The 24,288-nt window shown below is 72.4% G+C and carries 18 protein-coding genes and 1 pseudogene; 16 read left to right on the forward strand and 3 right to left on the reverse strand.

The genetic code is table 11. The features are described from left to right. Positions 1–346: 346 nt before the first annotated feature. The 6 genes and pseudogenes from ACZ7H1_RS36225 to ACZ7H1_RS36250 all read left to right on the forward strand — a co-directional run. A pseudogene (locus ACZ7H1_RS36225) lies at positions 347–1,093 on the forward strand (amino acid permease); the annotation flags it as partial. 86 nt (positions 1,094–1,179) lie between these two features. Beyond that, entirely contained in the window at positions 1,180–1,356 is a 177-nt protein-coding gene (locus tag ACZ7H1_RS36230) for a hypothetical protein (protein ID WP_470792619.1), read from the forward strand. An 82-nt stretch (positions 1,357–1,438) separates the two neighbouring features. Further along, positions 1,439–1,624 (forward strand): universal stress protein, encoded by a 186-nt coding sequence (locus tag ACZ7H1_RS36235; RefSeq protein ID WP_470792620.1) that lies wholly within the window; start codon positions 1,439–1,441, stop codon positions 1,622–1,624. A gap of 417 nt (positions 1,625–2,041) precedes the next feature. Continuing rightward, positions 2,042–3,265 carry a hypothetical protein gene (locus tag ACZ7H1_RS36240; RefSeq protein ID WP_470792621.1) on the forward strand — a complete coding sequence of 408 codons (1,224 nt, stop codon included), beginning with the start codon at positions 2,042–2,044 and terminating at the stop codon, positions 3,263–3,265. Positions 3,266–3,302: 37 nt separating this feature from the next. After that, a complete protein-coding gene (locus ACZ7H1_RS36245; protein ID WP_470792623.1) occupies positions 3,303–5,435 on the forward strand; it encodes a tetratricopeptide repeat protein in 2,133 nt (710 codons plus the stop codon). Positions 5,436–5,443: 8 nt separating this feature from the next. Then, positions 5,444–6,028, forward strand: coding sequence for a flavin reductase family protein (locus ACZ7H1_RS36250; protein ID WP_470792624.1), 585 nt, complete (start codon positions 5,444–5,446; stop codon positions 6,026–6,028). A gap of 50 nt (positions 6,029–6,078) precedes the next feature. Here ACZ7H1_RS36250 and ACZ7H1_RS36255 read toward each other — a convergent pair whose 3' ends face one another. Beyond that, positions 6,079–6,852, reverse strand: coding sequence for an AfsR/SARP family transcriptional regulator (locus ACZ7H1_RS36255; RefSeq protein ID WP_470792625.1), 774 nt, complete (start codon positions 6,850–6,852; stop codon positions 6,079–6,081). Between the two features lie 505 nt (positions 6,853–7,357). Between ACZ7H1_RS36255 and ACZ7H1_RS36260 the strand changes: the two genes are divergently transcribed. Further along, complete coding sequence (locus tag ACZ7H1_RS36260) at positions 7,358–8,842, forward strand: M28 family peptidase (protein WP_470792627.1); 1,485 nt, start codon at positions 7,358–7,360, stop codon at positions 8,840–8,842. Between the two features lie 70 nt (positions 8,843–8,912). Continuing rightward, positions 8,913–9,116: an antitoxin gene (locus ACZ7H1_RS36265; RefSeq protein ID WP_470792629.1), complete on the forward strand. Its 204-nt coding sequence runs from the start codon at positions 8,913–8,915 to the stop codon at positions 9,114–9,116. A gap of 91 nt (positions 9,117–9,207) precedes the next feature. On the opposite strand, the gene ACZ7H1_RS36270 is transcribed toward ACZ7H1_RS36265, so the two are convergent. Next, a complete protein-coding gene (locus tag ACZ7H1_RS36270; RefSeq protein WP_470792631.1) occupies positions 9,208–11,550 on the reverse strand; it encodes an Orn/Lys/Arg family decarboxylase in 2,343 nt (780 codons plus the stop codon). Positions 11,551–12,021: 471 nt separating this feature from the next. Between ACZ7H1_RS36270 and ACZ7H1_RS36275 the strand changes: the two genes are divergently transcribed. The 6 genes from ACZ7H1_RS36275 (at position 12,022) to ACZ7H1_RS36300 (ending at position 19,776) form a co-directional block, all read left to right on the forward strand. After that, positions 12,022–13,434, forward strand: a complete 1,413-nt coding sequence (locus ACZ7H1_RS36275) for a family 2B encapsulin nanocompartment shell protein (RefSeq protein ID WP_470792633.1) — start codon at positions 12,022–12,024, stop codon at positions 13,432–13,434. Positions 13,435–13,776: 342 nt separating this feature from the next. Further along, positions 13,777–15,042: a family 2 encapsulin nanocompartment cargo protein terpene cyclase gene (locus ACZ7H1_RS36280; RefSeq protein ID WP_470792647.1), complete on the forward strand. Its 1,266-nt coding sequence runs from the start codon at positions 13,777–13,779 to the stop codon at positions 15,040–15,042. A 15-nt stretch (positions 15,043–15,057) separates the two neighbouring features. Then, complete coding sequence (locus tag ACZ7H1_RS36285; RefSeq protein ID WP_470792635.1) at positions 15,058–15,945, forward strand: geranyl diphosphate 2-C-methyltransferase; 888 nt, start codon at positions 15,058–15,060, stop codon at positions 15,943–15,945. Between the two features lie 244 nt (positions 15,946–16,189). After that, positions 16,190–17,623 carry an MFS transporter gene (locus tag ACZ7H1_RS36290; protein ID WP_470792637.1) on the forward strand — a complete coding sequence of 478 codons (1,434 nt, stop codon included), beginning with the start codon at positions 16,190–16,192 and terminating at the stop codon, positions 17,621–17,623. A gap of 6 nt (positions 17,624–17,629) precedes the next feature. Beyond that, positions 17,630–18,352 (forward strand): response regulator, encoded by a 723-nt coding sequence (locus tag ACZ7H1_RS36295; RefSeq protein WP_470792639.1) that lies wholly within the window; start codon positions 17,630–17,632, stop codon positions 18,350–18,352. Beyond that, a complete protein-coding gene (locus ACZ7H1_RS36300; RefSeq protein ID WP_470792640.1) occupies positions 18,349–19,776 on the forward strand; it encodes a sensor histidine kinase in 1,428 nt (475 codons plus the stop codon). The genes ACZ7H1_RS36295 and ACZ7H1_RS36300 overlap by 4 nt, the downstream gene beginning before the upstream one ends. A gap of 28 nt (positions 19,777–19,804) precedes the next feature. Here ACZ7H1_RS36300 and ACZ7H1_RS36305 read toward each other — a convergent pair whose 3' ends face one another. Next, positions 19,805–20,773 carry a TAXI family TRAP transporter solute-binding subunit gene (locus ACZ7H1_RS36305; RefSeq protein ID WP_470792641.1) on the reverse strand — a complete coding sequence of 323 codons (969 nt, stop codon included), beginning with the start codon at positions 20,771–20,773 and terminating at the stop codon, positions 19,805–19,807. A gap of 199 nt (positions 20,774–20,972) precedes the next feature. On the opposite strand from ACZ7H1_RS36305, the gene ACZ7H1_RS36310 reads away from it, so the two are divergent. Both ACZ7H1_RS36310 and ACZ7H1_RS36315 read left to right on the forward strand, forming a co-directional pair. After that, positions 20,973–21,683 carry a hypothetical protein gene (locus ACZ7H1_RS36310; RefSeq protein ID WP_470792643.1) on the forward strand — a complete coding sequence of 237 codons (711 nt, stop codon included), beginning with the start codon at positions 20,973–20,975 and terminating at the stop codon, positions 21,681–21,683. A gap of 65 nt (positions 21,684–21,748) precedes the next feature. After that, positions 21,749–24,178: a WD40/YVTN/BNR-like repeat-containing protein gene (locus ACZ7H1_RS36315; RefSeq protein ID WP_470792645.1), complete on the forward strand. Its 2,430-nt coding sequence runs from the start codon at positions 21,749–21,751 to the stop codon at positions 24,176–24,178. The last annotated feature ends 110 nt before the right edge of the window (positions 24,179–24,288 follow it).

A 24,288-nucleotide genomic window follows, 5' to 3' on the forward strand; every position in this document is an offset into this window, starting at 1 on the left:
CAACGGCTGGCTCGCCCTCGCCTGGAGCCTCGGCCTCGCCGTCCTCGGCTACCGCTGGTCGATGGCGTCCTTCAAGCGCGACCCGAAGTAGCCGCTGCGACAGGGCGGACCGACGGCGAGCAGGAGCACACCGGTGCCGAGTGCGTGCCCACCAACGGGCACACCAACGCGTCCACACCAACGCGTGCACACCAACCCTGCCCCGCATGCGGGGAGAGCCGCGCGTCCTGACGAGGTCTTCACGCATCTCGTACGCCCGGCCCGGTTCCGGCGTATGGAGTGCGTGAAGAGTGGGGCGGCGGGCGTATGGATCCCGCTAGGGACGCCGGCCGGCCGTCCGTGCCGCGTCGACGCTGTCCTCACTTTGCTCACCCGGAGGAATCGGCGACATGGCCATGCGAACGCCGGCTTCTACGTCGTGCAGTTCGCCACCGTCGTGCTGCTGGCACTCGCAGCCAACACCTCCTTCGGCGGGCTGCCCGTCCTGATGAGCCTCCTGGCCCGCGACAACTGCCTCCCGCACGTGTTCGCCCTCAAGGCCGACCGGCAGGTCCACCGGCACGGCGTGGTCTGGCTGGCCCTGGTCTCCGCCGCCCTGCTGGTCTTCTCCGGCGGCGACGCCAACACCCTCGTCCCGCTCTTCGCCATCGGCGTCTTCGTCGGCTTCACCATCTGCCAGGTCGGCATGGTCCGCCACTGGTCCCTCGAACGCCCCGCGGGCCGGCGGGCGAAGGCCGTCCTCAACGGCTCCGGAGCGCTGCTGACCGGTGTGTCGGCAGTCGTGGTGACGGCGACCAAATTCACCGAGGGCGCCTGGCTGATCGTCGTCGCCCTGCCGTTGCCCCCGCCGACCCGCTCGCTGGGCCGTCCCGTCTCCGGCTACGTCCGCAAACTGACGCAACAGCAGCCGGGCACCCAGGTGACGGTCCTGATCCCGGAGACCGAGCCCGAACGGCTCTGGCAGCGCATCCTGCAGAACCAGCGCGGCGCGGTGGTCGCCCATGCCGTACGCAGGGACACCGACGCGGTGATCTGCCGACTGCGATTCCGCGTCACCGCCGACGCCTCCAGTCACCTGCTGACGGGGTCTTGACAGCGCTTTGACGCGTCTCGTGCACCGCTGTCAAGAAGATGCCAATTCCGCTACTCATGCCGGTGGTTGAGGCGGATGCTTGCGCTGTGACCACCTCCTGGCCCCCCGACCGCCCGGTCCGCCGCACCGCCCTCGCCCTCGGCGCGGCCGGTGCGGCCCTGATCGTCACCGGTTCGGTCGTCGACATGCTGTGGCTGCTGGGCCTCGGCGTCTGGGCCGGCATCGCCGCCATGCTGATCGAAATCGTGTACCGACCGGGATAGCGCTGCTCGGGGGCCTCGCGGTGCGGGCCACTGCGGGGGCGGCCCTGGTGGACACGGCCCGGGGCCCGAGGACCTCCTCGTCGTGGGCACGGGGTCACGGGCCGGTCTGCGCCGCCTGGTCCGACCCTCGGTGGCCCGGTACTGCCTCGCGCACGCGGCCTGCCCGGTGCTGACGGTCTCTCCGCTGCCGCTCCAGGCGGAGTTCGAAACGGCACACCGCCGCAACCTCTGGAGAAGGCCGCTGGACCTGCGGGAGCTCACGCGGTGAGCCGTAGGGCTCGACCGGTGTCCCGCTGACCTCGGCGCAGGCCGACGCCCGTCCGGGCCGGGCGGTGTGCGCACCTCGTGAAGAGGTTTGGCGGACTTTTGGGGAAACGATGGCGGCCCTCGCCAGGATGAACACGTCCGCATCACCCACTGGTGAAGGAGGTGTCCTGATGAAGAAGATCCAGGTGCGCAAGGCCGGTCCGGTCCGCCTGACGTCCTCGGCTTGCAGCGTGTACACGAACCCCAACTGATCCCGGATCAGATGAGCTCTGGCCACTAGCACGCCAGGGCCACGGCGCCGTCGTGCCCGGGACGGCCCGAGGAGACTCGGGCCGCCCTCCCGGCACGACGGCGCCTCCCGGGAAGCGGGCGGTGACCCGCCCGCTCCGGGTCCGGACCGGAAGCCGAGGGAGACCCCATGCCGGAGCACGGCATCCGCAGCAATGCCGACACGCCGCTGCCGTTCCATCCGCTGGTGTATCTGGAGGACGGCGACGAAGTCACCATCGGGCGGCCCGACACGGACTCCTACGGGATCTTCCCGCCCGACGGGGCCCACTTGGTGCGCCGCCTGGCGGAAGGAGCCACACCGGCGGAGGCCTCCGACTGGTACGCCTCCGAGTACGGCGAGCAGGTCGACGTCGAGGACATCATCGGAGCCCTGCGCGAGCTGGGGTTCGTCCGCGAGGCCGACGAAGAGCCGGCGGAGGCGAAGCCGGTGCGCTGGCAGCGGCTCGGCCGGGCGCTGTTCTCGCCGCTCGCCTGGGTCTGCTACGGACTCGTCGTGGCCTGGGCCCTGCTGCGCATGATCCTCTCGCCGGACCTCGTACCCACCGCCGAGGACCTGCTGTTCAGCGAGTACTACGCAGTGGTCAGCCTCGTGCTGCTCGTCGCCGCCGTCCCCCTCATCGCCGTCCACGAGGCGTTCCACGCCCTGGCCGCACGCCGTCTCGGCGTCCGCTCGCAGACCCGGCTGTCGTACCGCTTCTACTTCCTCGTGGTCGAAACGGCACTGGACGGCCTGGTCGCCGTCGAGCGCAGGAAGCGCTATCTGCCGATCGTGGCCGGAATGGTCGCCGACTGCGTCCTGCTCGGCCTGCTCATCACGGTGGCGGACGCCTCCCGCGGACCCGGCGGGGCCGACACGGCCACCAGCCGGGTGTGCCTCGGACTGGCCTTCGCGGCCCTGCTGCGCCTGCTGTGGCAGTTCTTCCTCTACCTGCGCACCGACGTGTACGTGCTGATCACCACCATGCTCGGGTGCGTGGACCTGCACACCACGTCCGTCCGCCTGCTGCGCAACCGCTTCCTGCGGCTGCGCGGCCGGACCGACCGGCTGGCGGACGAGTCCCGGTGGCACCCCGTGGACCGCCGGGCGGCGCGCTGGTACTCCTGGCTGATCGTGGCCGGATACACCGTCAGCCTCGGCACGTTCGTGCTGGCACTCGCCCCCGTCTTCGTGCAGATGGTCTCCGGCGCGATCGACCGCTTCGGCGCCGGGCAGCAGTCGAGCCGGACCGAACTCCTCGACTCCTCGGCCTTCCTCCTCCTGACCTTCGCCCAGATCGCCCTCACCGTCTGGATCGCCGCCCGGGAACGCCTGCGCGCCCGACGGTCCAGGACCCACCACGTCATCGACTGACGGGTCCCCCCGTCGGCCCCCTGTGAAAGGCAGGTTCATGACCGGCCACTACTGGATATCGGCCCCCCGGCGCCGCGAGCGTGACCGGCTGCGGGCCGGCCTCGGACTGCCGTCCCCGCTCACGGTGGTGGACGCACACCGGCGCCTCAGGGGCCCCTACTCCGCTGCGGGCGCGCTGCTGAGGCAGGTGGCCCCGGAGGCGCTGCGCCGGCGGCCGGAGCTGGCCTCCCGCCACTACATCGAACTCCAGGAGAGCACACCGGAGCTGTTGCCCCTGGTGCCGCCGAAGGTGAGGGCACTGGAGCTGAACGCCAAGGCGCCGGGGGAGGCGACCAGGTACCCGGCCCGGCTGCACTCGCTGCGGGTCGCGCACGGTCTCGTGGACTTCCTGCTCGCCGCACTGGCCCACACCGGGGACGGTCCGCGCACCCTGGTCGTGGAGAACGTCCACCACGCGGACGTCACCGACCGGGAGTTCCTCGCCGCCGCGCTGCGGCGCATCCCCCCGCAGGTGCTCACCCTCGTGGTCGGCACCGACACGGATGACCTCGCGGACCCGCCCGGCATGGTCTCGGTCTCCCTCCCCGCGGAACTCGCGGCGCGGACCACCCGCATCCACCGCCCGGGCGCCGCATCCGGCCCCGGGCCACAGGACGCGGACGGCGGGAACGAGACCCTGCTCCAGGCGGCCACCCGGTACGTGGACGGGGACTGCATCGACGACGACCCCGCGGCGGCCGCCGCGTACCGGGCGGTCTCCGACGACGAGCGCGCCGCCCTGCACGACCTCCGGGCCGAGGCGCTGGCCTCCCGGGCGGAGGAGGAACCGTCCCTGAAGCTGGGCGCCCTGCCGTACCACCTGCTGCGGGGCAGCGACTCCGACGGCGCCGGACTCGACGCCCTGAGGTGGGCCCAGGCCCGCTGCAAGTACTTCGGCTTCTACCACGCAGCGGCCGAGATGGGCGAGGAGGGCCGCTACCGGGTGGATCCCGTCGCGCGCCCCGAACTGTGGTGGCCCTTCACCCGGGAGACGGGCGTGTGCCTGGCCGCCGCGGGGCGGCCGGAGGAGTCGGCCGCGGTGCAGGAGGAGGCCCGGGCGCAGACCGCCATGCCCAAGCACCACATGAGCCTCGCCTACGAGACGGGCATGCTCTACGCCCGCCACTTCCCGCCCGAGCTGCGCGACGACCGGCGGGCCAGGGCGTACGTCAACCAGGCCATCGCGATCTCGGACCTGCTGCCCGATCCCAAGGAGCGGGCCTTCTACTCGGTGTTCAACCGCAACGGACTCGCCCTGGTGGAGGTCAGGGCCGGCCGCCCCGACGAGGCGCTGCGGCTGCTCGACGAGGGAATCGAGCGGCTGGACCGCGAACTGGGCATCGGCGAGCGGACCTGGCACCGCGTGGGCCTGCGCTACAACCGGGCGCAGGTGAACGGCATGAGCGGGCGGCTGGAAGACGCGCTCGCCGACTACGCCTCGATCATCGACGCGGACAGCGACTTCGCCGACCACTACTTCAACCGCGGCAGCATGCTGCGCCGTCTGGGCCGCATCGAAGAGGCCATCGCGGACTACGAGAGGGCGCTGGCCCTGGAACCGCCCTTCCCCGAGGCGCACTACAACCGCGGCGAGGCCCGGCTGGAACTCGGCGACGCCGAAGGTGCGCTGGCCGACTTCGACCGGACCCTGGAACTGGAACCCGCCCATCTGGAGGCCTTGCTCGCGCGCGCGGGCCTGCTGGCCGACCAGGGGGATGACAAGGCGGCACTGGACGACGTGACGGCCGGCCTGCGGATCGACCCCGCACACCCGCACCTGCTCTGTCTGCAGGGACGCCTCTGGGGCGAGGAAGGCCGGACGGCGGAGGCGCGTGAATCCCTGGCCGAGGCACTGCGTCTCGACCCCCGGCTGGCCGAGGCGTGGGCGATCAAGGCCGAACTCGCCTACCTGGAAGGCGACCTGGCCGGCGCGCTGGCCGACTTCGACCGTGCGGTGGACCTCGAAGGCCGGCCCGAGTTCCGGTTCAACCGGGGCGTGGTGCACGAGGCGGCGGGCAGCTTCGCGCAGGCCTTGGCCGACTTCGACGCGGTCCTGGCCGTCACAGACGACCCCGAGGCGCGGAGCCGTCGGGAGACCTGCCTGCGCGCGGCCGAGCGCGCTCACGCGTAGGCGGCCGGATGGACCTCCGACAGCAGGAGCAGCAGGAGCAGCAGGAACGCAACCAGGGCCAGGACCGGGACCGGGACGAGGACCGGGCCGGGTCGGCGGGCGGGTTCACCGATGCGATGTCCCGGCTGGTATCGGGGGTGGCGGTGGTCTCCGCCCGGCGGGGCGACGGGCGGCCCTGCGGGCTGCTCGTGTCGTCCGTCTGCTCCTACAGTGCGGCCCCGCCGTCGGTTCTGGTGGCGCTCGCCCGCAGTTCGCGTACCTACCGCGAGCTTGCCGCCGTGCCGGGTTCGTTCTTCGGCGTCCACCTGCTGGCACGCACCCACTCCGCCCTGGCCCAGACGTTCGCGGGCAGCTCCGAGGACAAGTTCGCCGACGTGCTCTGGGAGTGGGACGGGCAGGTTCCCCGGCTGGCGGGCGTCCCGGTCTACGCGAAGTGCCGTGCGGGCGTACTGCTCCCGCACGGCGACCACGTGATCGTGGTGGGCGAGGTGGTCGACTGCTCGGTGGCGGAGGGCGAGCCCCTGGTGTACTTCCGCCGACGACTCGACTGGCAGCTGGACCTGCCCGCGCGCTGTCGTCCCCCTGCCCGCTGACCGGACCCGTCCGGGCTCCGACGCTCGTGGCCGGGCGTCGGAGCGCCGGTCTACGGCCGGAGCGCACCCGCGGGGCGACAGGTGTCGTGTCTGGCGTTGTCCGGCCGGGCCCCGCTCAGCAGCGCCCGCTGCGCCGTGCGCAGGCCCGGCCCCGGTTCGACACCGGCGTTCTCCACTACGGTGCGCCGGGCGCGGGCATAGGCGTTCAGCGCTTCGGCGCCGCGCCCTGCCGTGGCCAGGGCGAGCATCAACTGCTCGTGGAAGTCCTCGCGCAGTGGGTGGCGTGCGCAGAGTTCCTCGAGTTCGCCGACGACCTCGCGCGCCCTGCCGCTGCAGATGTCCGCGCCTATCCGGTCGTGCACCAGCGCCAGTCGTTCTTCTTCCAGCCGCACCGTGTAGTGCGCGGGAAGGCAAGCCTGCCCGAGGTCGCCGGGAGGGGTGCCCCGCCAGAGGGCCAGGGCCTGCCGAAACGACTCCGAGGCGGAGGCGCAGTCTCCCGCGGCCCTCAGGTCCCGGCCGAGCCCCGCCATCGCGCGGAACCGGTCGAGATCCAGTGCGCCCGGCCGCACGCGCAGCAGATAGCCGTTGCCGGAGGTGAGCAGCAGCGGGTGCCGACGCGCGTCGCCGCCGTCGCGGCTGTGCTCGGGGTCCAGGACGCGCCGCAGTCCCGACACGTACATCTGTACGGTCGCCACGGCCGACCGTGGCGGCGTGCCGTCCCAGAGCTCGCCGATCAGCGTGCAGATCGGGAAGCGCCGGTTGGCGTGGAGCAGCAGCAGCGTGAGCAGCGCGCGCCGCTTGAGCGAAGTGGGCGTGCAGAGCACCCCCGCCCGGTGGACCTCGAGGGGCCCCAGGATCCGGTAGGTCGGCCCGTCCGCCGGCGAGGGTTCACGCCCGGGGTCCCCGGGCGCGGCCGTCAGGCCGGGAGCGGGCCCCGGACAGCCGGGTAGGGCTGGGTCTGCCGAGGATCTTGCCGTTCTGGCCAGCACTGATCTGCCACCCCCGCGGTACCGGCGCCCTCGGGCGCACTGTCCTGTCGGCACGCGGTGGGGCTCACCGGCGCTCAGGTCATGGATACGGGATCAAGCGAGAGAGTGTCATGGGCTCGAACAAGCCAACTTCCAAGCGAAATAGGTGAGTTATGCATCCGGAGTGGGCCTCTCTCGTCGCTCCCGATCAGACTCGGCCAAATATCCGGGTGCCCGGGCCGGCTCGGACCTTCTCCTTGGCAGCGGGCCGCCACAGGGTTAGCGTTCCTCGATCTCCTCGCGCCGAGCACGTTCTTCCCGACTGTCGACCGATCCGTCGACCTGCCGTGAGAGGGCCTCCATGTCCGCACGTCGTACCGCGGCGGCGACCGCCACCCTGGCCGCCGCCGCACTCGTCTCCTCCCTGCTCCTCGCCGTGCCCGCCACCGCGGAAGCCGGGAATCCGGGCTGGGCCGGTCGGGGAGACGCCCTGGCCGGGAAACTGGTCAACGAGTCCACGGCCAAGGACGCCTTCCGCCACCTGAGGACCTTCCAGGCAATAGCCGATTACAACGGCGGAACCCGGGTGGCCAGTTCAAAGGGCCACGAGCAGTCGGCCGCCTACGTCGAAGCGGTGCTCAGGGCCGCCGGCTACAAGCTCTCCCGCCAGGAGTTCGACTTCGTCTACACCGACGACCTCGCCGAGAGCCTCACCGTGCACTCGCCCACGCCGCGCGACATCACGCTCCAGCTGATGGCATACACCGCCAACGGGCCCGAGGGCGGTGTGACCGCGGACCTGGCCGTCGTCCCCGTGGACGCGGACAACACCCACGGCTGCGAGCCCGCCGACTTCGCCGCGGGCGCCTTCACCGGCAAGATCGCCCTGATCAAGCGCGGCGGCTGCAGCTTCGCGGTGAAGCAGGCCAACGCCCACGCGGCGGGCGCGCTCGGCGCCGTCGTGTACAACAACACCACGGGCAAGATCAACGGCACCATCGGCGACGCGGCCCTCGCGAGGATCCCCACCGGCGGCATCAGCCAGGAGGACGGCGAGACACTGGCCGCCGAGGCCGCCGCGGGCCCGGTGACGGTCACCCTCGACATCCACGAGCTGCGCGAGAACCGCAAGTCCTTCAACGTGGTGGCGGAGACCCGCGGCGGCGACGCGGCCAACACCGTCTTCCTCGGCTCCCACCTGGACTCGCTCCACGACGGCCCGGGCATCAACGACAACGGATCCGGCTCGGCCGGAATCCTCCAGGTCGCGGTCAAGCTGGCCAAGTCCCAGGACAAGGTCAGGAACAAGGTCAGGTTCGCCTGGTGGTCGGCCGCGGAGTTCGGCGTGCTGGGCTCGCAGGCGTACCTCGCCTCACTGACGGAAGAGCAGAAGAAGCAGATCAGGCTCTACCTGAACTTCGACACGATCGGCTCGCCGAACGCCGCCTACTTCGTCCACGACGGCGACGACTCGGACGGCGTCGGCGCCGGCCCCGGCCCGGAGGGCTCCGCGCAGCTGGAGAAGGGCATCACGGACTTCCTGGATTCGAAGGGAATCCCGCACGAGGGCACCGACTTCACCGGACTTTCGGACTACGCGCCGTTCATCGCGGCCGGCATCCCGTCCGGCGGCACCTTCACCGGCGCCGAGGGCATCAAGACCGAAGCCCAGGCCCACAAGTTCGGCGGGCAGGCGGGCGTCGCGTACGACGTGAACAACCACACGGCCGGCGACGACCTCTCCAACATCAACATGCGGGCGCTCGACCTCAACATCGACGTCATCGCCGACGCGGTCGGCCGCTACGCGTACGACCTCGGCCCGCTCACCGGGCCGGTGGGCTAGATCTCCGGATGCAGAGACCGGTGATCGCGGACATGCTGGGAGGGCAGACAACCTGCGAGAGGAACCCTCCATGTCCATGCTCGATAAGCTCAAAGACCTGATCAAGGGGCACCCCGACCAAGCTCGGCAAGGGGTCGAGAAGGCCGGCGACGCCTTCGACGCGAAGACTCAGAACAAGTACCAGGGTCAGGTCGACACGGCGCAGCAGAAGCTCAATGAGCAGATCGGCGACCGCCCGCCCGCCCGCGGGGGCGAGCGGCCGCCTCAGCCCTAGTGGCGGATTCCTCAAGGGCGGTACACATCCCGGTCGGCGCGGCCGCCGCCGCGCCGACCGGCGCGCCCGTCACTGAAAGCAGCTCGCCCGGTCAGCAGGCGGTCTCGCGGGTCGGGCGGACGCATTCGATCAGGTAGTCGCCGTTCTCGGGGTCCACGGTCACTCCGTGGGCCTCGCTGTGGAAGCCGGGGAAGGCCCGGTCGAAGGCCTCCAGGGCGCGCAGGTAGCGCAGCAGCGGACCGTCCGGAGTGCCGGTGGACTCGCCGGGCATCAGTACGGGGATCCCCGGCGGGGTCACCGTCACCATCGCCGCTGCCACCCGCCCCGCCGCTTCGGCCAGCCGTACGCGCTCGGTGCCGCCCCGGATCAGCAGCTGGTAACAGTGGCGCGGCGGGGCCACCGGCTCCGGGAGTTCCCGGAATGCCGCGTCGAGGGCGCCGATCAGCTCGGCGTGGGTGAGGTGCTCGTGCATCTGCCGGCACAGGCCGCCGAGGGTGGTGCGGCCGTAGCGGCGCGGGAACCGCTCGACCAGCTCCGGCAGGACCCGGTCCAGCGGGGTGTCGGCGTCGTAGAGCGCCTTGAAGTCCATCAGGGCGTCCATCAGGGTGCCCCACTTGCCCTTGGTGATGCCCATCGAGAAAAGGATCAGCGTGGTGTAGCTGTCCGTCTTCTCGACGACGATCCCGCGCGCCGCCAGATAGGCGGTGAGGATCCTCGCCGGGATGCCCCAGTCGCCGGTCTCACCGGTGGCGCTCACCCCCGGGCAGGTCAGGGTGACCTTGACCGGGTCCAGCAGGCAGTAGCCCTCGCTCAGCCCGGCGAAGCCGTGCCAGTCGGCGCCCGGCTCCAGGTGCCAGCACGACGGCTCGCGGCTCAGCAGGGACGGCGGTGCGTCCGCGAAGGCGACGCTCGCCCCGGTAGCCGGATCCGTCACCGTCTCGGGCTGCCACACCCCGAAGAACCAGCCCGGCCGGTCCCCGGCGGCGGCGATGCGCCGCCCGGTGCGGACCACGGCCTGACGGAACCGGATCGCCTCCGTCACCGCCTCGTCGATCAGCCACTGGCCCTGCGGGCCGTCCATCATCGCGGTGGCGACGTCCAGGGAGGCGATCGCCGGATACAGCGGCGACGTGGTGCCGTGCATCATGAACGCCTCGTTGAACCGCTCGTGTTCCACCGGGGCGCGCGGCGCCGACCTGACGTGGACCATCGCGCACTGGGAGAGCGCGGCCAGCAGCTTGTGCGTGGACTGGGTCGCGAAGACCGTGGGCCGCGTGCCGGCGTCCGGGAAGGTGTCCGGCCCCACGGCCATGCCGTACCGGCCCGCGTACAGCGGATGGAAGCGGGCGTACGCGAACCACGCCTCGTCGAAGTGCAGTCGCGGCGTGCTCGGCGCGAAGGCGCGGGCCGCCGCCACGGTGTCGTAACACAGGCCGTCGTACGTGGAGTTGGTCACGACGGCGTACTGGGCCTCGGGGGACACCGCCCCGGTGGCGAGCGGGTTCGCGGCGATCGTCGCGGCCACCGCCGCAGGGTCGGTCACCGCGGGCGGCAGCGGGCCGGCGAGCCCGTAGCCGTTGCGGGTCGGCACCAGGTAGACGGGGCGCGCCCCGGAGATCACGAGCCCGTGCAGCACCGACTTGTGGCAGTTGCGGTCCACGAGCGCGATCTCGTCGCCCGTCACGCTGTAGTGGCCGACCATCCGGTCCGCGGTGGAGTCGCCGTGCAGCACGAAATAGGTGCGGTCGGAGCCGAAGACCCGGGCGGCGTTGCGCTCGGCCTCGCCGATCGGGCCGTTGTGCTCGAACAGCGACCCGAGCTCCCCGACCGAGATCGACAGGTCGGTGCGGAACAGCCGCTCCCCGTAGTAGTCGAAGAACGCCCGGCCCGCCGCGGACTTGAGGAACGCGACCCCGCCGGAGTGGGCGGGCGTGTGCCAGGAGTACTCGTGGGAGTCGTCGAACCGGCGCAGCGCCTTGAAGAACGGCGGCAGCAGGTCCCGGTGGTAGCCCCGGGCCGCCGTCGCGACGCGGCCGGCGATGAAGGACGGTGTGTCCTCCAGCGGCCAGACGTAGCCGACCACCGTCTCCGAGACCCACAGGGGCAGGCGCTCCAGGTCCTGGTCGGAGTCGTCCGCCATGACCAGGAAGACCGGCAGGTCCTTGAAGCGGCGGCCGATGTGCCGCAGGACCTCGCCGCCGGCACCCTCCTCGACGGCACCCCCCGCCGTACGCGGCAGGTCCCAGGAGACCACCGCCGCCGCGAGACCGGCCTCGGTCTGCAGGGCGGCCTGTGCGTCGCGCGCACTCGGCGCCCAGCGCAGCTCCAGACCGCTGTTCTCCAGTTCCTTGCCGATGCGCCGCAGTTGCTCGGCGCTCACGCCGCCGCCCATCGGGTTCTCCCGCAGTGCCAGCAGGACCGTGCCGCTCGTCATTATCCGCTCCCCATGCCCAGGGGTACGTCTGCCCGTACCTGGCCACAGTCTTCCGGCCCTCCGGGCGGCCCCGCCGATCTTCGGCGGGGCTTCACCCGCAGGTGGGCGTGGCGCCGGGCTGCCGTGACGCGGGTCCCGACGCCCTTCGCCGCGCGGCGCGGAGCAGCGCCTCGCCGAGGAACGGCGGCGCCGACCCGTCGTCCGCGTGCCGCCCGTCCTGACGCACCATCAAGCCACGCCGCTGCCGACGCGTCCGAATACCTTCGATCGCCCCGTCAAACACCGTCGAGGGCAAGATCACTGCATCGAGGTAATGCCCTCGGCGTTTCAAGGTCGTCCGGGCGCGACGGTGGTTAGTGTTCCCGGGGATCTGGACGGATTCCCGGATATTCACCCCCTTTTTCCTCTTTCACCGGTGACGCATGCCCCTGCGCATGCCGGACACCGCCCTTACGAAGGAGATCTCGCCCGATGACCGTTGACACCAGCTCGGAAGCACAGCTGGAACAGGCCCCGCAGTCCAGCCTGAGCACGGCGGCTGCCCGCAACCTTGCCACCACGACCAAATCCGCCCCGCAGATGCAGGAGATCACCTCCCGCTGGCTGCTGCGGATGCTCCCCTGGGTCGAGACCAAGGGCGGCGCCTACCGCGTGAACCGCCGGCTGAGCTACACCGTCGGCGACGGGCACATCGAGTTCGTCCAGGACGGTGGCGACGTCCGCGTCATCCCCCGCGAGCTCGGCGAACTGGCCCTGCTGCGCGGCTTCGGCGACGAGGAGGTGCTCACCGCGCTCGCCGACCGGTGCGTCCAGCGCGACTTCCGCGCCGGCGAGGTGCTGGTCGAGCGGGGGAACGCCGCCGAGCAGATCCACCTGATCGCCCACGGCCGCATCAGCCAGACCTCCGTCGGCAAGTACGGCGACGAGGTCGCCGTCGCCGTGCTCGCCGACGGCGACCGGTTCGGCGAGAACGCCCTGCTGGACGCCGACGCCAAGTGGGACTACACCGCCACCGCCGAGACCCCCGGCACCCTCCTCACCCTGTCCCGCGCCGACTTCGCCTCCGTGCTGTCCGCCGCGCCGGGACTCCAGGCCCACATCCAGGACTTCAGCTCGCTGCCCCTCCAGCGGCAGAACAAGCACGGCGAAGCCGAGATCGCGCTGTCGGCCGGCCACGTGGGCGAGGCCGAGCTGCCCGGCGCCTTCGTCGACTACGAACTCAAGCCGCGCGAGTACGAGCTGTCCGTCGCGCAGACCGTACTGCGGGTCCACACGAGGGTCGCCGACCTCTACAACGGGCCGATGAACCAGACCGAGGAGCAGCTCAGGCTCACCATCGAGGCGCTGCGCGAGCGCCAGGAGCACGAGCTGGTCAACAACCGGGAGTTCGGGCTGCTCCACAACGCCGCCTTCAAGCAGCGGATCCAGACCCACTCCGGCCCGCCCACGCCGGACGACCTCGACGAGCTGCTCTGCCGCCGCCGCGGCACCAAGCTCTTCCTCGCCCACCCCCGGACGATCGCGGCGATCGGGCGTGAGCTCAACGCCCGCGGGCTCTACCCGGACCACGTCGACGTCGGCGGGCAGCAGGTCCCGGCCTGGCGCGGGGTCCCGATCCTGCCCTGCAACAAGATCCCCATCAGCAAGGAGAACACCAGCTCGGTCATCGCCATGCGAACGGGCGAGGAGAACCAGGGCGTCATCGGGCTGCGCCAGACAGGTCTGCCGGAGGAGTACGAGCCGGGCCTTTCGGTGCGCTTCATGGGCATCGACGAGCGGTCGATCATCTCCTACCTGGTCACGACCTACTACTCCGCCGCGATCCTGGTGCCCGACGCGCTCGGGGTGCTGGAGAACGTACAGATCGCCCGCAGGCGCGACTAGCGGACCAGCACGGCCACGTCGGCCACGACGGCCGAGACCGCCCGGACCGTGCCGGGCGGGTCGAGCATGCCCGGGATCCGGGACAGCCCACCCACCTCACCAAGGAGCTTGCGGATGCCCGATCCTGGGCTTTCCCCCCTTCAGTCCAGCCTGCCCGCCGCCGCGGCCCGGTTCGGGGCGCACGTCCTCGCCAACGCCCAGGCCGCCGGTGCCGAAGCGGCTGCCGGGGCCGCCGCCGGCGCCCCGTCCGTCGTACCGACCGCGCCTGCCGTGTCCGCCGCGCCTGCCCCGCAGTCCCTGTCCGCCCTGGCCGCCGACCGGTTCACGCCGGCCGTCCCCGGCATGCCCTCCGCCTCCGCCCGGGCCGTGGGAACGGCACCCGCGGCCGTGGACGCTCCCGTCGCCGTGCCCGTGGTCGCGCCCGCCGGAGTGCCGGCGGCCGTGTCCGCGGGTACGCCCGTGGTCGGGCCCGCAGCAGCCGATGCCGCGGCCACGGCCGCGGTGAGGGAGTCGGGCCCAGCCCTGGAACGCATCCTGCGCGGCCCCAGCGGTCTCGGCACGGCGAGCCTGCACTTCGCCGCCCGCGAGGACCTGCCGGCGCCGCCGGCGGCCCCCGCGCAGCCGGCCCCGGGCAACCCGATCCCGGGGCTCTACTTCCACCCCGTACCGGAGCCCGACCCGGCGCGCGTGGAAGAGGTCAGCCGCAGGATCAAGGCCTGGGCGCTGGACGAGGTCGAGCTGTACCCCGAGGAGTGGGAGGACCAGTTCGACGGCTTCTCCGTCGGGCGCTACATGGTCGCCTGCCACCCGGACGCCCCCTCCGTCGAGCACCTGATGCTCGCCACGCGGCTGATGGTCGCCGAGAACGCCGTCGACGACTGCTACTGCGAGGACCACGGCGGCTCGCCCATCGGCCTCGGCGGACGCCTCCTGATGGCGCACACCGCCCTCGACCCCGTCCACACGACGAAGGAGTACCAGCCGGGCTGGGCCGAGTCGCTCCACGCGGACGCGCCCCGGCGCGCCTACCGGTCCGCCATGGAGTACTTCCTCCGGGAGACCCGCCCCTCCCAGGCGGACCGCTTCCGGCACGACATGGCCCGTCTGCACATGGGCTACCTCGCCGAGGCGGCCTGGGCGCAGACGGAGTACGTGCCCGAGGTGTGGGAGTACCTGGCGATGCGCCAGTTCAACAACTTCCGCCCCTGCCCGACCATCACCGACGCCGTCGGCGGCTACGAACTGCCGGCGGACCTCCACGCGCAGCCCGCCATGCAACGAGTCATCGCGCTGGCCGGGAACGCCACCACCATCGTCAACGACCTCTACTCCTACACCAAGGAACTCGCGGCCCCCGGACGGCACTTGAACCTGCCCGTGGTGATCGCCGAACGCGAAGGCGTCTCCGAACAGGAGGCCTACCTGAAGGCGGTCGAGGTCCACAACGACCTCATGCGCGATTTCGAAGCCGAAGCCGCCGCGCTGGCCGCCGCCTGCCCCGTACCGACCGTGCTGCGCTTCCTGCGCGGAGTGGCCGTGTGGGTCGACGGCAACCACTACTGGCACCAGACCAACACCTATCGCTACAGCCTCCCCGATTTCTGGTAAGGATGGGACTTATCCATGACTAGCACCGATCTCGCCGCCACCTCCCTCGGCACCTCCGTCGTCATCCCGGCCCCGGCGACGGCCTACCAGGGGGACATCGCCCGATACTGGGACCACGAAGCCCGGCCCGTGAACCTGCGGCTCGGTGATGTCGACGGCCTTTACCACCACCACTACGGCATCGGCGCTGTCGACCACGACGCCCTCGGCGACACCGCCGACAGCGCATACGAGAAGAAGCTGATCGCCGAGCTCCACCGCCTGGAGTCGGCGCAGGCCGAAGTGCTCCTGGACCACCTCGGCCCCATCGGGCGCGAAGACACCCTCGTGGACGCCGGCTGCGGCCGCGGCGGCTCGATGGTCATGGCCCACCAGCGCTTCGGATGCAAGGTCGAAGGCGTCACCCTGTCGGCCAAGCAGGCCGAATTCGGCAACCGGCGCGCCCAGGAGCTGGGCATCGACGACCACGTCCGCGCGCGCGTCTGCAACATGCTCCACACGCCCTTCGAGACCGGGCAGGCCGCGGCCTCGTGGAACAACGAGTCGAGCATGTACGTCGACCTGCACGACCTGTTCGCCGAGCACTCCCGCATCCTGAAGGTCGGCGGCCGCTACGTGACCATCACCGGCTGCTGGAACCCGCGTTACGGCCAGCCGTCGAAGTGGGTCTCCCAGATCAACGCGCACTTCGAGTGCAACATCCACTCCCGCCGGGAGTACCTGCGCGCGATGGCCGACAACCGCCTCGTACCGCAGGCCGTCATCGACCTGACCCCCGACACCCTGCCCTACTGGGAGCTGCGGGCCACGTCCTCCCTGGTCACCGGTATCGAAGAGGCGTTCATCAACTCGTACAAGGACGGCTCCTTCCAGTACGTCCTGATCGCAGCCGACCGTGTCTGACGGTCTGACGGTCTGACGGCCTGACGGCCTGACGGTCTGATGCCCTGACGGTCCACGCTCTGGCAGTCCGACCGCCGACAGCGAGGACCCGGCCCGTCATCGACGGGCCGGGTCCTTTCTTAGCGGAACGTTAGATCTGTGCGACGGGCCTTGTCCGGCCGTGGCGGCAGCCGGATGCTCTGGAAACCCCCCCGGCGCCGGGGCATCCTCCCTCTCCCCTCGGGGACTTCCGTCTGGAGCCGCCATGTCTTCGCCCGCCGTCGTGCCCTCACCGCCGCCGCCCGGGGACGAACGCCGCAGGCGCCGCCTCGCCCTGATCGGCGGGTCGCTCGGCAATCTCGTCGAGTGGTACGACTGGTTCGTCTACGCCAGCTTCGCGATCTACTTCGCCGACTCCTTCTTCCCCAACGACAACCCGACCACGCAGCTGATGAACACGGCGGGGATCTTCGCCGTCGGCTTCCTGATGCGCCCCGTCGGCGGCTGGGTCCTCGGGCGCGCAGCCGACCGGCACGGACGCAAGAGCGCGCTGACCCTCACCGTCACGATGATGTCGGTGGCCGCCCTCATGATCGCCATTGCGCCGACCTACGATCAGGCAGGCTACTTCGGCGCCCTGGTCCTGCTGCTCGCGCGGCTGCTCCAGGGGATGAGCATCGGCGGCGAGTACGCCGCCAGCGCGACCTACCTCACCGAGGCGTCGGCCCGCAACCGGCGCGGCCTCGGCTCGTCCTTCCAGTACGTCTCGATGACCTGCGGCCAGCTGCTCGGACTGGGCATCCTGATCACGATGCAGCACACCCTCACCACGGCGCAGCTCGAGGGCTGGGGCTGGCGGATCCCGTTCGTCCTCGGGGCGCTGTTCGCCGTGGTCGTCTTCTGGCTGCGGCGCCGGCTCCAGGAGACCGACGCGTTCAAGGAGGAGACCGCCGGCGGGGACGCCCACGACGACAGCACGCGGGGCACGCTGACGGCCCTGTGGCAGCACCGGCGGCAGGCCGGCCTGGTCATGGCGCTCACCCTCGGCGGCACCGTGGCCTACTACACGTACACCACCTACCTCACCAAGTACCTGGTCGGCAGCGCCGGCATGGAGAAGAAGACCGCCACGCTCGTCAGCTTCACCGCGCTCGCGCTCTTCGCCGTGCTCCAGCCCTTCGCCGGGATGCTGTCCGACCGCATCGGCCGCCGTCCGCTGCTGATCACCTTCGCGGTCGGCTGCACCGTCGGCACGTACCCGATCATGACGGCGCTGGGCTCGGCCTCCTCGTACTGGTCCGCCCTCGGTCTGTCCCTGCTGGCGCTGGTGGTCGTCACCGGATACACCTCGATCAACGCCGCGGTCAAGGCCGAGCTGTTCCCGACCCGGGTCCGCGCCCTGGGCGTGGCGCTGCCGTACGCCATCGCCAACGCCCTCTTCGGCGGCACGGCGGAGTACGTGGCGCTGTGGTTCAAGAGCCACGGCCACGAGTCGATGTTCTTCTGGTACGTCTCCGGGTGCGCACTGGTCTCCCTGGTGACGTACGTCCTGATGCCGGACACCCGCAACGCCGCGCTCAGCCGCGCCGAGGCGGACGCCGACCGGGCCGGTGCCGAGGCGGAGGGTGCCGAGCCCGCGGGTGCCTCCCGTAAGCTGCTGCGCCAGGGCACGGGTCACGGGTCACAGTTCACGGGGTAACCGCCTATGCACGCGCTTCTCGTCGAGGACGACGACCGCATGGCCCAGGCCCTCGGTACCGCGCTCGCCCGGCGCGGGCACAGCGTGCGCCGGGTCGGCCGCGCCCTCGACGCCCTGCGCCACGTCCACGAGGCCGAGTTCGTCCTGCTCGACCTGGGCCTGCCCGACCTGGACGGACTGGAGCTGCTGCGGCGGCTGCGTACGATCTGCACGGCGCCGCTGATCGTCGTGACCGCGCGCTGCGAGGAGCGCGACGTCGTGCAAGGACTGCGGGCGGGGGCCGACGACTACGTCGTCAAGCCGTTCCGGATGGCCGAGCTGATGGCCCGCATCGACACCGTACGCCGCCGCACGGACCCCCGCTCCGGCCGGCCGGGCACCGAGGCCGACGAGCTCGCGCACCCCGGCCGGCCGGTGCGCACCGGCGACGTCGAGATCGACCCGGCGGGCCGCACCGTCACCGTGGCGGGTGCCGAAGTCCGGCTGACCCGGCGGGAGTTCGACGTGCTCGCCATCCTGGCCGCCCGCCCGGACGAAGTGCACTCGCGCGAAGAGATCCTGGACCGGATCTGGGGCGACGCCTTCCTCGCCGCCTCCCGCTCGCTCGACGTCCACGTGGCGGGCATCCGGGCCAAGACCGGCCGCTCCGCCGTGGTGCGCACGGTGCGCGGCTTCGGCTACCAGCTCGGCTGCCCGGCCGGCCGGGACGAGCGGAGCCCCGGGGCATGAGGCGCCGGCTCCTCGCCGTGCTCACCGCGCTCATGGGGGCCGCGGCGCTGCTGCTGTGCCTGCCCCTGGCCGAGGGGTACGCGCGCGGCCGTACCGAGCACCTGCTGCTCCAGCGGCGCTCGGAGGCCGTGCGGTTCGCCGACCTCGCCGACCGGATGCGCACCGCCGCCGACCGGTCGGAGCTGTCCGCCGAGATCGGCCGGTACGCCCAGCTCTACGGGGCCGGGGTCGTCGTGGTCGACACTGCGGGCGCAACGGTCGCACGGGCCGGGGCGGAACGCCCCAACGAAGCCGCCGAGGCCGCCGAAGCCGCCGAGGCCGCCGAGGCCGCTGCGGACGCCCGCAGCCGCGCCCTCACCGGCCGCTCCACCGACCGGCTGCCGACCGTCCGTCCCTGGGGCCCGCGGACGGTCGTGCTCGCCGAGCCCGTGGGCCGCGACGAGCGGGTCGGCGGGGCGGTCCTGATGGCCGTGCCCACCGCCGCGGCCCGCCGGGACGTGACGGTCCGCTGGTCGCTCATCGCCGCCGGAGCGGCCGCCGCCTTCGCGGCGGCGGCCCTGGTCGCGGCGGGCATCACCCGCTGGCTGCTGCGCCCCGTCAGCGAACTGGACCGGGCCGTCGAGGGGCTGACGGCCGGCGGCCTGCGCACCCGCGCCGGCAGCCTGCGGACCTGTACCGTCTCCGCCACCGGGCCGCCGGAACTGCGCCGGCTGCGGCTGCGCTTCGACACCATGGCGCAGGCGGTGGCCGACTCCCTCGCCCGCCAGCGCGACTTCGTCGCCGACGCCTCCCACCAGCTGCGCAACCCGCTGGCGACCCTGGTGCTGCAACTGGAGAACATCGAACCGCACATCGCCCCCGGGCCCGGCCGGTCCGACCACGCCCGCGCCCTCGACGAGGCGGAACGCCTGGAGGAGCTGCTCGACGGCCTGCTCGCCCTGGCACGGGTGGAGTCCGGCGCGGCGGAGCTCGGGGACCAGGACGTGTCGCAGGCGGTCCGCAAACGGGTGGCGGCCTGGACCCCCGTCTTCGAGGCCGCCGGAGTGCAGCTGACGGCCACCGGCCCGCACGAAGGCCTGCGGGCGCGCGCCCTGCCCGACGCGCCGGGCAGGATCCTGGACGCCCTCCTCGACAACGCCGTCAAGTTCGTGCCGCGCGAGGGCCGCGTCGAGGTACGCGCCGAGCACGGCGCGGACGGGCACGCCGTCGTCCGGGTCACCGACGACGGCCCGGGAGTCCCGGAGGACCAACTGCCCCTCCTGTCACGGCGTTTCGTACGCTCGCCCGGGCACCAGAACGTGCCCGGCAGCGGACTCGGACTGGCCATCGCCGACGAGATCGCCCGCATCAGCGGCGGCAGCCTCGGCGTCGGCGGCAACACACCGAACGGCCTGGTCGTCGAGCTCCGACTCCCGGCCGGGTGACTGCGGTCGGTACGGGGTGCGTGGCCGGTCAGCCGTAGACCGACCGGTAGTACGCCGCCGCCCCGGGGTGCAGCGGCACCCGCCCCGTCGAGATCGCGAACCGCGGCTCCAGCCGTGCCCCCGCCGTCACCTCCCGCAGCAGCTCGCGCCACCGCTCGAACACGATCCGGAGCAGTGCGTGTACGGCGTCGGCCGGTACGCCGGTCCGGGCCAGCAGGTAGTTGCCGACCCCGACCGTGCCCACCGGCTGCGCCTGCCCGTACACCCCGGCAGGCAGCGTGACCGCGGTGTAGACCGGCCCGTACGCCTGCCGAAGCGCGCCGACGTAGCCGTCCAGTGCCAGGAACCGCACCGGGAGGGCGCGGGCGAGGTCCGACAGGACCGGAGTGGGCACGCCCCCGGACCAGAACAGCGCGTCGACCGCGCCCGCGCGCAGCGCCGCCGCCGACGCGGCGAGGCCGAGCTGCCGCTCCCGTGCCGGTGCGGCGCCGCCCAGCCCGGCCGCCCGCAGGACCCGGCCCGACACCACCTGCACCCCCGACCCCGCCGCGCCCGTCGCGACCGGCCGCCCGGCGAGGTCCCGTACCGATCGCACCGGCCCGTCCGCCGCGACGAGCAGGTGCGTGTAGTTCACGTAGACCCGGGCCAGCGCCGTCACCGGGGCCACCCGGGAGAACGACGCGCGCCCCAGCACCGCGTCCTCGGCGGCGTCCGCCATGGCCAGCGCCAGCTCGACGGAGCCGTCGGCCAGCTTGCGCAGGTTGTCCACGCTCGCCGCGGTGCTCACCGGAACGATCTCCAGCCGGCTGCCGCTCGCGGCGACGGCCTGCGCCAGCGCCTTCCCGAAGGCGTTGTACGGACCGCCCTCCGGCCCCGTCGCGAGCCGCAGCCGCCGCGGCGGCCCTGGGTCGCCCGCGCAGCCGGCCGGGCTCGCCGCCGCGAGGGCGCCGAGCCCGGCCCCCAGCAGCCCTCGCCGGCTCAGCCCCGCCCTGGTCATGCCCGCAGCCTAGCCACGCGGCCACTCCTCGTCGTTCGACTCTCAAGCAAGCTGTGGAAGCGTCAACTGTCGGGGGAGAAAGGGGAACAGCAGGGGCCGGGTCGGTGTGGTTGGCGCCCGCCCGCGCGCGGAGGGACCATGGACAGGAGCTCCGGCCACGGTCGGACCTGCTTCCTGTGATGTTCCACCTGGGGGCCTGATGGCGAGAGTCCCGCGCGGCGTGGTCGATGCGCGCGGCCGGCAAGCCGTCGTACACGATCACGAAGGCGCTCTGACGGCACTGGACCTGGAAAGCGGTGCGGTGCTGTGGCGGCACGGGTCCGGCCTGCGGCCCTGCGCGCTGCTCGCCGGGGCGGTCGTCGCCCTGCGGATCGGCCCGTCACCGGTGCTCGTGGTCGCGGTGCTCGACGCCGCGACCGGGGCGGACCGCTGGGCGTCGGAGCCGCTCGACCTGCCGGAGTGGGCGCGCTGCACCCTCGACGACACCCGCGACTTCGCGGTGCGCACCGACGAGGCCGGGGACTCCGTGGTGCTCCACTGGGTCGCCCGCTCCTCGTACGGCGGCGGCGCCGCGCCCAGCGACCGGATCCTCAGGGAAGCGCGCCACGAGGCGCACGGGGCGCTTCGGGTGGATCCGGCCGGCCCTCCGGTGGACGTGCTGCCGGAATCGGCGGCGAAGCTGCCGGCCGAGGCGCAGGCCGAGGCACCCGGAGAGCAGCTTCCCGAACCGCCTCAGGCGCCCGATGTGCTGGACCGGAGCCAGGTCGGCGGGCTGCGCGTGGAGCTGGTGCACCGCCCGGACTCCGGCGCCGTCGTCCTGAGGGCGGTGGAGTCCCGTACGGCCGAGACCAGGTGGGAGGTGGAACTCGACCGGGCAACCCCGCGGCGGGCGCCCGGGCTCCCGCCCTAGCCGTTCCCATCCCCATCCGTCCCCATCCGTCCCCATCCCCGTCTCATCCCAGCCAGGGGCACATCATGACCATCTCCGACGAACAGCTCGCCCGGTCGAAGAAGATCAGCGTCGAGCAGGTGCACCTGCTCTGCGAGGCGCGCGGCACCACGAACGAGGCCCTCGACGCCCTGCCCGACGCCGCGGTGCGGCGGGCCCTGCTGCGGCTCGACTTTCCCGACCTGCCCTCCGCCCGCGGGCTCTTCCGCCTGAAGCAGGAGCGCAGCGACGACGGACGGGTCCGGCCGCACGGCCTGGGCATGGCGTACGCGCAGGCCGAGGCCCTGCACAGCCGCGAGGCGCCACCGCTCACCGCCGGCGTGCCGACCGGTCCGGACGGGCACCGGGAAGGGCCGGCCCGCACGGCCGGGATGCAGCTGGCCAACTGGGTGTGGCTCGGACCCGGGAACGTCGGAGGACGTACGCGCGGCGTCGTGATCCACCCGGCGCAGCCGGACAGGATGTGGGCCGTGAGCGCCGGCGGCGGCGTGTGGCACACCGAGGACGGCGGCGGCCACTGGGAGCCGGTGGACGACTTCCTGGAGAACCTGTCGTGCGGCTGCATCGCGATGGACCCCACCGATCCGTCCACGATGTACGTCGGCACCGGAGAAGCGTTCCAGAACCTCGACGCCATCCGCGGAAACGGCATCTTCCGCACGGCCGACGGCGTCACCTGGTCGCCGATCACGGCCACGCAGACCGGCGACTTCCAGTACGTGAGCCGGATCGCGGTCTCGCCGTCCGGGGCGGTCGTCCTCGCGGCCACGTCCACCGGTCTCTTCCGCAGCGCCGACCCGGCGCGCGCCACGTGGACGAGGGTCCTCCGCAACCCGCTCGGCGACGTCCGCTTCGACCCGCAGGACGGCAGCAAGGCCGTCGCGGGGGCGCTGCGGGACGGCGCGGCCTGGTTCAGCCGTGACGGCGGCCTCACCTGGAACCTCGCGGGCGGCGGGCCGTGGACCGGCCGGGTCGAGCTCGCCCACGCGGTGCAGGACCCGGACACCGTCTACGCGTCGGTGCAGATGACCACCGGCCAGATCTGGCGGTCGAAGGACGGCGGCGCGACCTATCACCGGAGGAAGACGCTGAACCCGGGCGGGATCGCGGCGGGCTACCTCGGGCAGCAGGGCTGGTACGACAACACGATCTGGGCCGGGGACCCGACGGACGCGGACCTGGTGCTCGTGGGAGGCGTCAACCTGTGGCGCAGCACGGACGGCGGCGACCACCTGGCCGAGATCAGCACCTGGTGGGACCCGGGCTCGGCCCACGCGGACCAGCACGCCATCGTTGCGCACCCCGACTACGACGGGGTCACCAACCGGACGGTGTTCTTCGGCAACGACGGCGGCGTGTTCAAGGCGGCGGACCTGGCGGACGTCGGCAGCGAGGCACAGCCGCCGTTCGTGCAAGGCTGGACCGAGCTGGTGAACAACTACGGCGTGACGCAGTTCTACGCCGGTGCGGGCCACCCCGGCAGCGGCAAGATCATCGGCGGCGCACAGGACAACGGCTCGCTCGCCTTCGACCCGGCGCTCGGCACCCAGGACTGGCGGCCGTTCTTCGGCGGCGACGGAGGCTGGTGCGCCTCCGACCCGACCGACCCGGACGTCTTCTACGGCGAGTACGTCTTCCTGAACATCCACCGCAACACCGACGGCGCCACCACCGACGACACCCAGGGCGACCGCTACATCAGCGGCCAGTTCTTCAACTTCGCGCTGCGCAAATGGGACTGGAAGCCGGTGCCGTTCCGCATCACGGACGCCACGAACAAGGACGCGCTGTTCATCGCGCCGTTCGTGCTCGATCCGAACGACGAGAACCGCATCCTCGCGGGCGGGGTGTCGCTGTGGCGGACGAACAACGCCAAGCAGCCCAACACCGCGACCGCCGGCCCGACGTGGAACGCGGTCAAGCCCAGCGCCGGCGCGATGATCAGCGCCATCGCGGTGGCGCGCGGCAACTCGGACGTGATCTGGGTGGGGCACGAGAACGGCATGGTCTTCCGTACCGTCAACGGCACCGGTACGACGCCCACCTGGGCGCGCGTCGGCGCGACGGGCCCGAGTCCGCTGACGCCGCGGCGCTTCTGCACCGGGATCACCGTCCACCCGGCGGACCCGGACACCGCGTACGTCACCTTCGGCGGGTACGAGCGCGGCAACCTGTGGGTGACCACGGACGGCGGCGCGCGGTGGACCGACCTCGCCGCTGCCCTGCCCCGCGCACCGATCCGCGCGCTGGCGGTGCACCCGCGGCGGACGGACCTGCTCTACTGCGGTACCGAGGTCGGGCTGTTCGCCAGCGAGGACGCGGGCGCGAACTGGTCGCCGACGAACGAAGGCCCGACCAACTGCTCGGTGGACGACATGTTCTGGATGGACGAGACGCTGGTCAGCGTGACCCACGGCCGGGGCATGTTCCAGATCGACCTGTCGTCGGTCCCGTGACACACCTGGGCGGGTGGTCCGGGGGGGGGGGGGGGGGGGGGGGGGGGGGGGGGGGGGGGGGGGGGGGGGGGGGGGGGGGGGGGGGGGGGGGGGGGGGGGGGGGGGGGGGG

The organism is Streptomyces sp. NPDC037401, from assembly GCF_055602345.1.

Bases quoted from the DNA above. Each gene is read 5' to 3' on its own strand.
- ACZ7H1_RS36245 (WP_470792623.1), top strand. From the start codon at position 3,303: ATGACCGGCCACTACTGGATATCGGCCCCCCGGCGCCGCGAGCGTGAC.
- ACZ7H1_RS36280 (WP_470792647.1), top strand. From the start codon at position 13,777: ATGCCCTCCGCCTCCGCCCGGGCCGTGGGAACGGCACCCGCGGCCGTG.
- ACZ7H1_RS36265 (WP_470792629.1), top strand. From the start codon at position 8,913: ATGTCCATGCTCGATAAGCTCAAAGACCTGATCAAGGGGCACCCCGAC.
- ACZ7H1_RS36275 (WP_470792633.1), top strand. From the start codon at position 12,022: ATGACCGTTGACACCAGCTCGGAAGCACAGCTGGAACAGGCCCCGCAG.
- ACZ7H1_RS36290 (WP_470792637.1), top strand. From the start codon at position 16,190: ATGTCTTCGCCCGCCGTCGTGCCCTCACCGCCGCCGCCCGGGGACGAA.
- ACZ7H1_RS36250 (WP_470792624.1), top strand. From the start codon at position 5,444: ATGGACCTCCGACAGCAGGAGCAGCAGGAGCAGCAGGAACGCAACCAG.
- ACZ7H1_RS36315 (WP_470792645.1), top strand. From the start codon at position 21,749: ATGACCATCTCCGACGAACAGCTCGCCCGGTCGAAGAAGATCAGCGTC.
- ACZ7H1_RS36305 (WP_470792641.1), bottom strand. From the start codon at position 20,773: ATGACCAGGGCGGGGCTGAGCCGGCGAGGGCTGCTGGGGGCCGGGCTC.
- ACZ7H1_RS36270 (WP_470792631.1), bottom strand. From the start codon at position 11,550: ATGACGAGCGGCACGGTCCTGCTGGCACTGCGGGAGAACCCGATGGGC.
- ACZ7H1_RS36285 (WP_470792635.1), top strand. From the start codon at position 15,058: ATGACTAGCACCGATCTCGCCGCCACCTCCCTCGGCACCTCCGTCGTC.
- ACZ7H1_RS36240 (WP_470792621.1), top strand. From the start codon at position 2,042: ATGCCGGAGCACGGCATCCGCAGCAATGCCGACACGCCGCTGCCGTTC.
- ACZ7H1_RS36295 (WP_470792639.1), top strand. From the start codon at position 17,630: ATGCACGCGCTTCTCGTCGAGGACGACGACCGCATGGCCCAGGCCCTC.
- ACZ7H1_RS36300 (WP_470792640.1), top strand. From the start codon at position 18,349: ATGAGGCGCCGGCTCCTCGCCGTGCTCACCGCGCTCATGGGGGCCGCG.
- ACZ7H1_RS36260 (WP_470792627.1), top strand. From the start codon at position 7,358: ATGTCCGCACGTCGTACCGCGGCGGCGACCGCCACCCTGGCCGCCGCC.
- ACZ7H1_RS36310 (WP_470792643.1), top strand. From the start codon at position 20,973: ATGGCGAGAGTCCCGCGCGGCGTGGTCGATGCGCGCGGCCGGCAAGCC.